A 12,967-nucleotide genomic window follows, 5' to 3' on the forward strand; every position below is an offset into this window, starting at 1 on the left:
ATGAGGAAGTAAACATTTTATGATGCGTATAGCTCTGTTCCTGCTCACCAACCTGGCGGTGATGTTGGTTTTCGGGCTGGTACTCAGCCTGACGGGAATCCAATCCAGTAGCGTTCAGGGCCTGATGATCATGGCTGGTCTGTTCGGCTTCGGCGGTTCGTTTGTCTCATTGCTGATGTCTAAATGGATGGCGCTGCGCTCCGTTGGCGGGGAAGTGATTGAACAACCGCGTAACGAAACTGAAAACTGGTTGCTGGAAACAGTACGCCGTCAGTCACAACAGGCAGGCATCGCCATGCCGCAGGTGGCGATTTACCATGCACCGGATATTAACGCCTTTGCTACGGGGGCACGCCGTAATGCGTCGCTGGTTGCTGTCAGCACCGGTCTGTTGCAGAGCATGAGCCGTGACGAAGCAGAAGCGGTTATTGCCCACGAAATCAGCCACGTTGCCAACGGCGACATGGTCACCATGACGCTGATTCAGGGCATCGTGAACACCTTCGTAATCTTTATCTCACGTCTGATCGCACAGGCGGCCGCAGGCTTCCTGGGCAACCGTGACGGCGAAGGGGAAGGTAACGGTAACCCGATGATCTATTTCGGTGTGTCGATGGTATTGGAACTGGTGTTCGGCATCTTGGCCAGCATCATCACCATGTGGTTCTCACGTCACCGTGAGTTTTACGCCGATGCCGGCTCTGCCAAACTGGTTGGTCGCGAGAAGATGATTGCGGCATTGCAACGTTTGAAAACCAGTTACGAGCCGCAGGAAGCGGGCAACATGATGGCATTTTGCATCAACGGCAAATCCAAGTCGTTCAGCGAACTGTTCATGTCGCACCCGCCGCTCGATAAGCGTATCGAAGCGCTGCGTTCAGGTCAGTACCTGAAGTAGTCCTGATAACGTTTAAAACCCCGGCAAGCCGGGGTTTTTTTATGCCTGCTATTTGGCTTGTTGCTGACTTTCTGCCGGTTGTGCTCGCGGTTGGGTAATACGCAAGCTGCTGACCGCCGCCGCCAAAGTGGCAAAGGTGCCTGCCAGGATCAATGAGGCGTGAGTACCGGAGGTGGGGAACAGGTTAAACATCAGCGCCACCAATGCAGCGCCAGAAGTTTGCCCCAACAACCGTGCAGTACCGAGCATACCGCTGGCACCGCCGCTACGGTTACGTGGGGCGGCGGAAATAATCGTGTGGTTATTGGGCGATTGGAACAACCCAAAACCGGCACCGCACAGAACCATACGCCAGATAATATCCAGATCTGACGGGTTATGCGGCAGCATCGCCAGCAGGAACAACCCCAATGCAAATACCGCCAGGCCGATACATCCCAGCAGCCCGGCGTGGATATGTTCTACCAGCCGCCCTGCAAGTGGTGCCATGACGATAATTGCTAACGGCCAGGGCGTTAGCAGCAACCCGGTGGCGACCTCATCACGACCTAACGTGCTTTGCAGAAAGAAAGGCAACGAGACCATTGCCAACATCTGTGCCGCGAACGAACAAATTGAAGTGCCCATCGACAGTGCAAAAATGGGGATGCGCAGCAGATCTACTGGCAGCAAGGGGAATTCCTGACGCAACTGACGGCGAACGAAGAAGAAGCCAATCACCAGCAATGCAGCGATTTCACTGAAAATCAATGTCAGGCTCTGGCCTTGAGCAAAGCCGCTGATAGCGGTAATCAACAACCCAAAGGTCAGAGCGTTCATCACGGCGCTAGTCGGATCAAAACGCTGGTTAGTGCTTTTCTGGCTATTGGCCGGGAGATATTTCATCCCCAACAACAGCGCAACGATGCCGATCGGCAGGTTGATGGCAAACAACCATTGCCAGGACGCAACAGACAGGATCGCCGCTGCTACGGTGGGGCCTGCCGCTGAGGAAAAGGCGACAATCAGCGAGTTGATGCCCATACCACGCCCAAGGAAACGCTGCGGATAGATAATGCGGATCAATGCGGTGTTGACGCTCATGATGGCGGCGGCACCAAAACCTTGCAGAACGCGGGCAATGGTCAGTGTCGTCAGTGAGTCGGACAGGGCACAAAACAGTGACGTAATACTGAAAACCAACAGGCCAGCCTGGTAGATTCGGCGATAGCCAATCAAGTCACCGAGTGAGGCCAACGACAACAGTGAAATGGTAATGGCCAACTGATAGGCGTTCACTACCCAGATGGAGCTGGCTGGACTGGCATTCAGATCACGGGCGATGGTTGGCAGTGCCACGTTGGCAATCGCACCGTCGAGCACTGAAACAGTAATGCCCAAGGCAATGGCAAGGATAGCCCCATAGCGCTGCGGGACGGGGAGGCCGTCAGTACAAGGACGCATGTTGATCTCGGCGGTATTAATTCGGGGGAGTATTACCATGCTAATCATATTCGTCTGCGATTGCATCCACAGTTTCGCACGCAATTGTAATAACCAATGAGAGCAAAACGCCGAACCCTTTCCTTCTCAGGCATTTATCCCTTGGCTAGATTGCATGGTCTCTGAGGTACCGCGTATACTGAAACTCTTGTTCAAATTTCTTAAAAACAGAAGCTGGGTAGGATATATGGTTAACGCAGATCCAGATAAGCAACCGGATGCCGTGTCATCTGTGCTAAAGGTTTTTGGTATCTTGCAGGCGCTGGGCGAGGAACGCGAGATCGGCATTACTGAGCTTTCCCAGCGGGTGATGATGTCCAAAAGTACCGTCTACCGTTTTTTGCAAACCATGAAGTCCTTGGGCTATGTGTCGCAGGAAGACGAGTCGGAAAAATATGCGCTTACTCTGAAACTGTTTGAACTGGGCGCCAAGTCGTTACAGAGCGTTGATCTTATTCGCAGCGCTGATGTCCAAATGCGTGAGTTGTCGCATCACACCCGTGAAGCCATTCACCTTGGGGCATTGGATGAAGATAGCATTGTCTATATCCATAAAATCGACGCCATGTATAACTTGCGTATGTACTCGCGCATTGGCCGGCGTAACCCTCTGCACAGCACCGCAATCGGTAAAGTGCTGCTGGCCTGGCGTGACCGGGCGGAAGTAGCCCAAATCCTGTCTCAGATTGAATTTACCCGCAGTACCCCGAACACCCTGACCGACGCCACCGCGCTGCTGTCGTTGTTGGATCAGGTGCGTGAACAGGGTGTGGGTGAAGACATCGAAGAGCAAGAAGAAGGGCTGCGCTGTATTGCGGTGCCGGTATTTGACCGCTTTGGTGTGGTCACTGCGGGTCTGAGCATTTCGTTCCCTTCAATTCGTTACTCCGAAGACGCCAGAGCAGATTACATCCAACGTCTGCATACCGCCGCGCGTAACATTTCCGAGCAAATGGGTTACCACGACTACCCATTCTGATCCTGTCTGTCCGAGGACTTAAAGGCGTAGCCATTCACGGCCGCGCCTTTTTATTTTGGGCTTACATTTGCGTATCGACCTCAATACGCAGGCTGTCGTGACGCCAATATTCGATGTCGAAATCGAGGATGCGGCCTTGCTGATCGTAATTCAATCGTCGCAGTAGCAGGGCCGGCAGGCCAACCATCGCACCCAATGCGGTTGCGGCGTTGTGTGGCAGAGCGGTTGGGTAAAACGACAGATGCATTTTGTGGTAGGTCAGGTTGTAGTGTTGCTGATAAATTTCGGTCAGGCTGCCATTGAGATCTCGGCGAAGTAATTCCGGCACTCGTTCGGGCAGACAGTGGTTTTCGCAGTAACAAATTGCCCGGTCATCGGCATAGCGCACACGACGTAGCAGATAGATTTTATCTGATGGCGATAATGCCAGCGGTTGCATCACGTCATGCGGTACCGTGGTTTTTTCAGCGGATAATAGTGCGGTGCGAGCCATGCGCCCTTGTTCCTGACACAGCCGGTGAAAGTTGGTGTTCTGCGTCGGATCCAACCACAGCCGTTCTGGCGTCACAAACCACCCCCGGCGATCGGCACGGTAAATGGCCCCGGTCGCTTCCAGTTGCGCCAGACTTTCACGGACGGTGACCCGGGTTGTGGAGAAAATAGCGCACAACTCGCGCTCAGAAGGCAGTTTATCACCCGTCTGTAACTCGCCAAGGGTGATACGCGCCTGTAACTGATCCTTGATTTGCAGGTAGTGGGGTATCTCGCTCTGATGCTCTTTCATTTCAACTCGCTATGACATTTCGGCACGTGCTCATTATACATGCGCAGATGAATTTTTTGTTTCAGCTGCGGTTGTCGTTTGACCCGAGCGTAAATTTACCGCCACTATACCGCAATCTGGTATAGACCAATTGGGTGAATGAAATGTCTGAACATAATTACCTGTTGTTAACGCCTGGACCACTGACCACGTCAAAAACGGTGAAAGAGGCCATGTTGTTCGATAGCTGTACCTGGGATGAAGATTACAACCTGGGTGTAGTGCAGAGCATCCGTCAGCAGTTGGTGGGGTTGGCGACTCAATCAACAGGCTACACCTCGGTGTTATTACAGGGCAGTGGCAGTTTTGCCGTAGAAGCGGTGTTGGGAACGGTGATTGGCCCACAGGACAAACTGTTGATCGTCAACAACGGCGCTTACGGTGCACGCATGGTTGAAATGGCCAGGTTGATGGACATCAATCACCATGCATTTAACTGCGGTGAAGTGAACGAGCCGGATGTGGACGCAATGGAAGCGGTGCTGAAAAGCGATACGCGTATCAGCCATATCGCCATGGTGCATTGCGAAACCACGACGGGAATGCTCAATCCGCTGCAGCGAATCTCGGGCTTGGCGGCGCGTAATGGTAAAACGTTGATTGTGGACGCAATGAGCAGTTTCGGTGGTATTCCGCTGGATGTGGATGCATTGGGCATTGATTATCTGATCAGCTCTGCCAATAAATGCATTCAGGGCGTGCCGGGTTTTGCTTTTGTGATAGCCCGACATCGCGAGTTGGAAAAGTGCATTGGACGTTCCCGTTCGCTGTCGCTGGACTTGTATGCCCAGTGGCGCTGCATGGAAGATAACGCCGGCAAATGGCGTTTTACATCGCCCACTCACACCTTACTGGCTTTTGCGCAGGCGCTGCGCGAGCTGGAGCAAGAAGGGGGCATTAATGCGCGTAACGCCCGTTACTGCGCTAACCAGCAACGTTTAGTCGCAGGGATGCGCGCACTGGGGTTTGAAACGTTGCTGGATGACGAACTTCACTCACCGATCATCACTGCCTTTTATTCGCCTAAGGCAGAAAGTTACCGTTTCTCAGAGTTCTATCAGCGCCTGAAGCAACAGGGCTTCGTTATTTACCCAGGGAAGGTATCGCAGAGCGATTGCTTCCGTATTGGCAACATTGGCGAAGTGTATCCGCAGGATATAGACCGTTTGCTGGCCGCGGTCGGGCAGGCAATGTACTGGGAGCGATAAGGATAAGTATGAACCAGATTAATGCAGTGATTCTCGATTGGGCTGGCACGACGGTGGACTTTGGTTCTTTTGCGCCGACGCAGATTTTTGTCGAGGCCTTTAAGCGGACCTTTGATATCGACATTAGCTTGGCTGAAGCACGTGTTCCAATGGGGTTGGGCAAATGGCAGCACATTGAAGCCTTGGGTAAACTGCCGGCGATAGATGCACGCTGGCAGCAACAGCTCGGCCGTTCTATGAGTCATCAAGATATTGATAGGTTATACCAAGCCTTTATGCCGTTGCAAATTGCCAAGGTCGTCGACTTTGCCGACCCCATTGAGGGGGTTCCGCAGGTGATTGCAGCGTTACGTGCACAAGGGATCAAGATTGGCTCGTGCTCGGGTTATCCACGTGCGGTAATGGAGGTGCTGGCACCTGCGGCGGCGCAGCGTGGTTATGCTCCGGACCACTGGGTGGCGACGGATGATTTGGCCGTTGGCGGCCGTCCCGGTCCGTGGATGGCGTTGCAAAACGTGATTATGCTGGGTATTGATGCTGTGGCGCATTGCGTTAAGGTGGACGACGCCGTGCCAGGTATCAGTGAAGGCATCAACGCGGGAATGTGGAGCATCGGGTTGGCTCTGTCTGGTAACGAATTCGGCGCTACCTGGGAAGAATACCAGCAAATGGGTGGTGCGGAGATTGAACGGCGACGAAAGCTGGCGGCGGACAAGCTGTATGCTGCTGGGGCACACTATGTGATTGATACATTAGCACAACTGCCGGGGGTGATTGCCGAAATCAATCAGCGGTTGGCGAGTGGCGAACGGCCATAGTCGTTTCGCAAACATAAAAAAACCGGGGCTGATGAAAGCCCCGGTTTTTTTAGTGCTGACGAAATTTACTGGTGAGCCAGTTCGACTTCGTCTTCGCTGTCCATAATGGACTTGTCAGTTTGCTTCATCAACTGGCTGGTGATGGTACCGGCAGCCATAGAACCGTTAACGTTCAGTGCAGTACGACCCATGTCGATCAGCGGTTCAACCGAGATCAGCAGGGCAACCAGGGTAACTGGCAGGCCCATTGCCGGCAGAACGATCAGTGCGGCGAAGGTTGCACCGCCACCCACACCGGCAACACCAGCAGAGCTGATGGTGACGATACCGACCAGGGTGGCAATCCACACCGGGTCCAGCGGGTTAATACCGACGGTTGGGGCAACCATGACTGCCAGCATCGCCGGGTACAAGCCCGCACAGCCATTCTGGCCAATAGTGGCGCCGAACGAGGCCGAGAAGCTGGCAATGGATTCCGGAACGCCCAGACGACGGGTCTGCGCTTCCACGTTAAGTGGAATGCTGGCAGCGCTGGAGCGGCTGGTAAAGGCGAAAGTGATGACCGGCCATACCTTGCGGAAGAACTTCAGCGGGTTAACGCCGGTGAATGCCAACAGGGCGGCATGCACTGCAAACATGATCGCCAGACCCAGATATGAGGCGACGACGAAGCTACCCAGTTTGATGATATCGTGGACGTTAGAGCTGGCGACCACTTTGGTCATTAGCGCCAATACGCCGTATGGCGTCAGCTTCATCACCAGACGTACCAACTTCATTACCCAGGCCTGCAGGGTATCAATCGCCACCAGCACGCGTTCGCCTTTAGGCTTGTCGTCTTTCAGCAGTTGCAGCGACGCCACACCGAGGAAGGTCGCGAAGATCACCACGCTAATGATCGACGTTGGGCTGGCACCGGTCAGATCGGCAAACGGGTTTTTAGGAATGAAGGACAGCACCATCTGCGGTACGGTCAGATCAGCCAGTTTGCCCACGTAGTTGCTTTGGATCGCTGACAGACGCGCGCTTTCTTGCGCCCCTTGTACCAGACCTTCAGCGGTCAGGCCAAACAGGTTGGTCACCAGCACGCCCACCAGTGCCGAAATCAGCGTGGTGAACAACAGGGTACCGATAGTCAGGAAGCTGATTTTGCCCAAAGAAGAGGCGTTATGCAGCTTGGCAACCGCGCTCAGAATAGAGGCGAATACCAGCGGCATCACAATCATTTGCAGCAGTTGCACATAGCCGTTACCGACAATGTTGAACCAGCTGATGGATTCTTTCAGTACCGGGTTGTCCGAGCCGTATACCAGTTGCAGTGCCAGACCGAACACCACGCCCACGACCAGGCCGACCAGTACTTTTTTCGCCAGACTCCATTGCTTATGGCGGGTTTGCGCCAACAGCAAAAGGAGGGCGACAAAAATCACCACGTTAATAACGAGCGGAAGATTCATCCCCAATGTCTCCAATATTTTTTCTTATATAAAAATGGCTATGCACCATGGCGTAGCAATACTAAATATCGTAACAGTTTGCGCAGTGGCTCACTTATATCCAAATGGAATTTGATATAACTCCGCGCATTAATTTGTTTAATTAATGTACTCAATGGGTATTAAGTGGCCACTTTTTTGTGATCACAGTCTGATATTTTTTATTTGCTCAAAATATGACTGCACTGGGATGGTGCACCCGCCTTGCCAATAGATAGCGAAAGCCACCAGGCATAGACACAGAGCACGCTCAAGTTGATTGCCTTTCTGAGAATTGAGCAGTGGCAAGCGAAAACGCCAACGGCAGGGCCAAAGTAAGGGCACACCAGCAGGGGTAAGCATATCTGCCAGCAGGTGACTGAAGTAACCAATGATCATAGCGTGCAGTACATCGGGAGGGATAGGCCAGCTGCGCGGTACATCAAGCTGGAACAACGCCATCCCACCCGCGATCGCCAGTAAGCTATGGGTAAAGCCACGGTGGCCAAATGCGCGTGAAATGGGAATGGCAATCCAGCGCAGGCGCTGACCCAGCACCGATTTGGGGTGATCGATATCGGGGAGTAACGACGTCAACAGCGCGGCAGGGATGATATGCCACCAGTCGCCGGTGGCCAGCTCCGGTGTTACCTCGGCCTTCTTGGCGAAAATCGCGCAAGCGACAGAGAAAATAAGATGTCCTTCCGCGGTCATACTGCTGTTCCGGCTGATAAACTGTTAATTTATCCAGTATATGGGAAAATTCCCAGTAGTGGAAGCAGTTACCCTGTAACCAATTGTTTATTTTACCCGGTTTTACAAAGGCTTGTTGCCTCTCAATGATTAATTATCGGCCATTTTTCCAGGACAGGGTTTGTAACGCGGGAGAAAGCGCCGGGCGGTAGGGTTAGGGTGTGTGGCAGTGACAGCCTGCGCCAAACGCCCGGTACTTTCTTATTGCTCCAGCATAAAGAGGGCGGCACAGTAACTCAATAAAAATGAAATAACGTTTTATTTATTTTATGACGAAAGGCGGGTTTTATAAATTAACTGGTGCGTTTTAGGTGGGGCAAAGACATGCATCATGGCATCGGGGTAAACCGATGCCATGAAGATTACGCCAGGTGGTCGGGTGTCAGCTGTTCGAGACTTTCCAGCTTATGGTCCGCCAATGCCCAGCGTGCATCGTGCCGGTATTCGTGCGCAGGGATAACAATTGAACGCATTCTCGCGGCCTTGGTGGCAATCATACCGTTAAATGAATCTTCCAGCGTAATGCAGTGCAGCGGATCGCTGCCGAGGCGTTCGGCGGCGATCAGATACACCTCCGGATGCGGTTTGCTGTAAGGCAAATATTCGGCGGATACCAGTTGGTCAAAGTAGCCTTCGAGATCAAACATCTTCAGCACCTGCTGCTGCATGTGCAGTGGCGAAGCCGAAGCCAAACCGATATTCAGATCCAGACTGCGGCACAGCTCCAACGCTTGCTGTACGCCCGGCAGTAATGGCCGTCTCTCACGGACTAACTCGATGGCACGCTCGATAATCCGACCGGAAACCTCTTCCTGTGAAGCGCCTTGCCACGGCATGGCTTGGTACCACATTTTCACCACCAGATCGATGCGCAGACCCAGGGTATCTGGCAATTTGTGGCGGTCAGATAAATCCAGCCCCAGTGCGCCAAAGATATCCAGTTCCGCCTGTAGCCACAGAGGTTCTGAATCAATCAATAAACCGTCCATATCAAAAATAGCGGTTTCAATACGTTGCGAATAGGCCATTAGCGGTTAACTCCTGCCGACGCCGGTGAATGTGCCCGACACTTTACCATCGCCCGTGATGAGACTAAAACTTTTGCCTGCGCGGTTGAGCTTTGCCGTAGCGCAGAATCCGCCACATGTCCTGCAATTTTGGCCACCAGCGCTGGTGTTGACGTTCGGTAACTTGCTGTAGCATCCGTGCATAATCCAGCACCAACCCCGGTGTCCAGGTCATGCTTTCTCCACGGCTACGCAGGACCGCGAGCATCCACAAGTTAGGATCGAGTATCAGCAACAGGAAGCGCCGCCACAGATGTTTATCGCCCAGCACGCCTTCCAGTGCACTGTCGAGCGCCAAAATGACCGTGGTGGAACAGTTACGACGGGTCAGATTGTAGGTGGAGTCCTGATGATAGCGCTGCCAGAACGCGCGTAGCGCCGTGGGATTATAGCGATGGAACTGAATTTTCTTGTCCGGTGGGCACCAGGCTGCTACTTCTTGTTGCAAGTCCGGTAGAAAGCGGCCGTCAACGTTGTTTTTCTCGCCGGAATGCAGCAACTGGCGAAAGTCCTGTGCAGACTGGCTGATATCGTTAAGTGGGTAATGGCTGATATATACGTCCGGTGCCAGCGCCAGGGCGGCGTGACCGGTAGAGATATTACCGTTGCCGTCGACGGCAGCGATGTAGCGATCGACGATGTAACGTCGGCGGGCATCTTTTGCTGAACCTATCGGCGTCCAGATATACAGGGTGAGTGGGGTGGCTTCATCTGTCCCCGAAGACGTGGGGTGTGCTGGCTCGTGGTTCTTATTCAGTGCAAAAGTCTCTAACCGTCGGGCAATACGTAACAGTGCCCAACCGGAAAGCAGAATCATCACACCGAGGCAAAAAGGCACCGTCATCCGGTGAGGTACGGGCCAGCCGATAAAAATCATCAATGAAAGCAGGATTTCGCCACCCCCTGCCAATGCGACTGTCTTCCAGCGGCTGTGTTGGATGACCGTGGAAGAGGCAATTCGCACGGCACCGTCGAGCAGCAACGCGCTGCCAAATACCAGAGTGGCGACGATGTTATCGTCGGCTGGCACGTCCAGCACTAGAAAGGCCAGAAACAAGAAGCCGAGCCCCTTCAACAATACCGGGCGGCTGGCGGAGGAGCCAACCACCAGTGCGGCGGAAATGGCCACCAGTCCTTCGAGCGCCAACAGTACCGCCAGTGCATCCAATGCCAGTACGGAGCGGCCGTCCTGCAAAACGTCGAACAGCATCAGTGCACCGACAGCTATCCAAAACCAGCCAAACAGCACCAACATGCGTCGCTGGCTGTGCAGTGCCTTCGCACCCAGCAATAAGATAATCAGGCGAATCATGCGGGCTCCCGTCTAAACGAACTCATTTAACTATATAACGATTTAATGGTAACGCGCGGTCGCTATTAATCTGTCGACTTTGGATTATCCCGGCTACGCTTGTAGCACAGTAACGCTGAAGAAAACGATGGGCGAGCTTCAGTAACTACAGGTAGACTTAGGCAATTACGGTTACGTCACTTACAAGGGGAACACATGACGTATCAACAGGCTGGGCGGATCGCCATTATAAAACGTATTCTTGGTTGGGTGGTTTTCATCCCTGCATTGCTATCGACGCTGATCTCTATGTTGATGTTTGTGTATCAGCATAGTGAAAAGACGAAAGGCATTAATGCGGTGATGCTGGATTTCGTTCACGTAATGGTAGATATGGTGCGCTTCAATACGTCGTTTCTGAATATCTTTTGGTATAACTCGCCGGTGCCGGACGTTGAGAAAAGTTTGTTCAGTGGTTCTAATCTGATGTTCATCATCATTTATATTCTGATTTTTGTCGGGCTGGCACTCCAGGCTTCTGGCGCGCGTATGTCGCGTCAGGTGAAATTTATTCGCGAAGGATTGGAGGATCAAATGATCCTCGAGCAGGCCAAGGGCAGCGAAGGCCATACACGTGCGCAGCTGGAAGAACGTATCACTCTGCCGCATCACACCATTTTGCTGCAATACTTCCCGCTGTACATTTTGCCGGTGGTGATTGCTGTGATTGCCTGGTTTGTAATCAAGCTACTCGGCCAGTTGGCTGGCGCGGCTTGAAGTCAGATGAAGACAAGGCGCTGCGTTCAGCGCCTTGATGTTACTGTGGTTCAGGATGCAACAATACATCCACTGCTCGCTGAGCCCTGACCAAATGCTGCCCACCAAACAGATTGCTACGGTTAAGCAGATAATACAGCTGATACAGCGGCTGACGTTCGATAAAACCGCTCTCTAAGGGCCATACGCTCTGGTAGCCATCATAAATCTGCGGTGGCAACTCCGGATATAACGGCAGCATTGCCAAATCACATTCTCTGTCTCCCCAATAACAGGCCGGATCAAACAGCAGCGGACCGTCAGCGGTCATAGCGCAGTTAGCGGGCCACAAATCGCCGTGCAGCAGAGAAGGCTGTGGCTGATGGTGTTGGAGCCGCAGATAGACGATGTCGACAATTTCATCAATATCACCAAAGGTCATGCCTTTTTCCGCCGCCATTTGTAACTGCCAGCCAATGCGTTGTTCGGCAAAAAACTCTGACCAGCGTCGTTGCCAGGCATTGGGTTGGGGGGTAGTCGACAGATCGTTGTCGAAGTCGAGGCCGAACTGCGGTTGCTCACTCCACTTATGCAGAGAGGCCAGCTGTTGGCCAAGACAGTAAGCGCCGTGGGCGTCAAAGGGTTTAAGGGGGTGGTATTCCAGTAGTAGGAAACTGTAATCACGATCGCTGCCAACGCCGTACACCTTAGGTACCCGCACGGTTTTACTGCGTGCCAGTAATGCCAATTGGTCGGCTTCAGCGGTAAAGATGGGTAGCAGTTCCCGCGCATCGCATTTGACAAAGACCTGCTTGTCACCGTAACTCACGCGCCACGCCGGGTGAATATCGCCCCCGGGCAGTTCGATTCTTTCGCGAATTTCTGCGCTGCCAAGATGTTCACTTAACAGACGACTAACGGCTTGCCACATGGTACACCCCCTCTGTGCTGCCTGCGAATTCATTAGGTTAGCGTCTTTAGCCTTGTGAAAACACGACCTGGCGCACAGCTGGCACCAACAATCGGCGATTTTCTCGCCATCCGTGTTTGCTCAAAGTATATACGCTATTGATTAATTTAAGCACTGTGCATGTTGCAACTTGGTGGCATGAGGGTGATGTTTATTAGGCTGATTGCATATGTCGCAACAATAGAACCTTTAGATAGTCTTCGTTATCAATGAGATGAGAACAAATGGAGCCAAACCAGCAATGGCAGCGCGGTGAATACCTGATCACCTGTGATAAAGGCGATTTATGACTCACGTTACTGGAAAACATTCTGAGTGATGAGTGAAGCGATAAAATTTAAACAATACGTTATCTTTGTAGTGCGCGCTTATTTTCTACTGTCTCAAAACTCTTGGCATAACGTCATAGGAGTGTTCACTATTAAGTAATGTGGTTTGTCAATGGTG

At 52.7% G+C, this 12,967-nt stretch carries 12 protein-coding genes; 5 read left to right on the top strand and 7 right to left on the bottom strand.

Going from position 1 to position 12,967, the window contains the following annotated elements; all coding sequences use genetic code 11:
* Nucleotides 1-19 precede the first annotated feature (19 nt).
* Nucleotides 20-898 (top strand): protease HtpX, encoded by an 879-nt coding sequence (gene htpX / locus SGBXF1_RS10590; protein WP_012144856.1) that lies wholly within the window; start codon nt 20-22, stop codon nt 896-898.
* A 48-nt stretch (nt 899-946) separates the two neighbouring features.
* On the opposite strand, the gene SGBXF1_RS10595 is transcribed toward htpX, so the two are convergent.
* On the bottom strand, nt 947-2,341 hold the full coding sequence (locus SGBXF1_RS10595) for an MFS transporter (RefSeq protein ID WP_037422514.1): 1,395 nt from the start codon (nt 2,339-2,341) through the stop codon (nt 947-949).
* 226 nt (nt 2,342-2,567) lie between these two features.
* Here SGBXF1_RS10595 and kdgR point away from each other — a divergent pair, with 226 nt between their 5' ends.
* On the top strand, nt 2,568-3,359 hold the full coding sequence (kdgR, locus tag SGBXF1_RS10600; RefSeq protein ID WP_037422517.1) for a DNA-binding transcriptional regulator KdgR: 792 nt from the start codon (nt 2,568-2,570) through the stop codon (nt 3,357-3,359).
* Nucleotides 3,360-3,420: 61 nt separating this feature from the next.
* Here kdgR and phnR read toward each other — a convergent pair whose 3' ends face one another.
* Complete coding sequence (phnR, locus tag SGBXF1_RS10605; protein WP_186428340.1) at nt 3,421-4,143, bottom strand: phosphonate utilization transcriptional regulator PhnR; 723 nt, start codon at nt 4,141-4,143, stop codon at nt 3,421-3,423.
* A gap of 143 nt (nt 4,144-4,286) precedes the next feature.
* Here phnR and phnW point away from each other — a divergent pair, with 143 nt between their 5' ends.
* Complete coding sequence (gene phnW / locus SGBXF1_RS10610) at nt 4,287-5,390, top strand: 2-aminoethylphosphonate--pyruvate transaminase (protein ID WP_186428341.1); 1,104 nt, start codon at nt 4,287-4,289, stop codon at nt 5,388-5,390.
* Between the two features lie 8 nt (nt 5,391-5,398).
* Complete coding sequence (gene phnX, locus SGBXF1_RS10615; RefSeq protein WP_186428342.1) at nt 5,399-6,208, top strand: phosphonoacetaldehyde hydrolase; 810 nt, start codon at nt 5,399-5,401, stop codon at nt 6,206-6,208.
* Nucleotides 6,209-6,273: 65 nt separating this feature from the next.
* Here phnX and SGBXF1_RS10620 read toward each other — a convergent pair whose 3' ends face one another.
* The 4 genes from SGBXF1_RS10620 to SGBXF1_RS10635 form a co-directional block, all read right to left on the bottom strand.
* Nucleotides 6,274-7,665 carry an L-cystine transporter gene (locus tag SGBXF1_RS10620; RefSeq protein ID WP_186428343.1) on the bottom strand — a complete coding sequence of 464 codons (1,392 nt, stop codon included), beginning with the start codon at nt 7,663-7,665 and terminating at the stop codon, nt 6,274-6,276.
* 183 nt (nt 7,666-7,848) lie between these two features.
* Entirely contained in the window at nt 7,849-8,397 is a 549-nt protein-coding gene (locus tag SGBXF1_RS10625; protein WP_037422530.1) for a metal-dependent hydrolase, read from the bottom strand.
* A gap of 401 nt (nt 8,398-8,798) precedes the next feature.
* Nucleotides 8,799-9,464, bottom strand: coding sequence for a hexitol phosphatase HxpB (hxpB, locus tag SGBXF1_RS10630; protein ID WP_037422533.1), 666 nt, complete (start codon nt 9,462-9,464; stop codon nt 8,799-8,801).
* Between the two features lie 64 nt (nt 9,465-9,528).
* Complete coding sequence (locus tag SGBXF1_RS10635) at nt 9,529-10,815, bottom strand: hypothetical protein (protein ID WP_061807578.1); 1,287 nt, start codon at nt 10,813-10,815, stop codon at nt 9,529-9,531.
* Nucleotides 10,816-11,010: 195 nt separating this feature from the next.
* Between SGBXF1_RS10635 and SGBXF1_RS10640 the strand changes: the two genes are divergently transcribed.
* Nucleotides 11,011-11,571, top strand: a complete 561-nt coding sequence (locus SGBXF1_RS10640) for a YniB family protein (RefSeq protein ID WP_037418522.1) — start codon at nt 11,011-11,013, stop codon at nt 11,569-11,571.
* A 40-nt stretch (nt 11,572-11,611) separates the two neighbouring features.
* Here the strand turns inward: SGBXF1_RS10640 and SGBXF1_RS10645 are convergent, their stop codons facing one another.
* Nucleotides 11,612-12,481 (bottom strand): fructosamine kinase family protein, encoded by an 870-nt coding sequence (locus SGBXF1_RS10645; RefSeq protein WP_186428344.1) that lies wholly within the window; start codon nt 12,479-12,481, stop codon nt 11,612-11,614.
* Nucleotides 12,482-12,967 lie beyond the last annotated feature (486 nt).

The organism is Serratia grimesii (assembly GCF_900186025.1).
GTDB classification, from domain to species: domain Bacteria; phylum Pseudomonadota; class Gammaproteobacteria; order Enterobacterales; family Enterobacteriaceae; genus Serratia; species Serratia grimesii.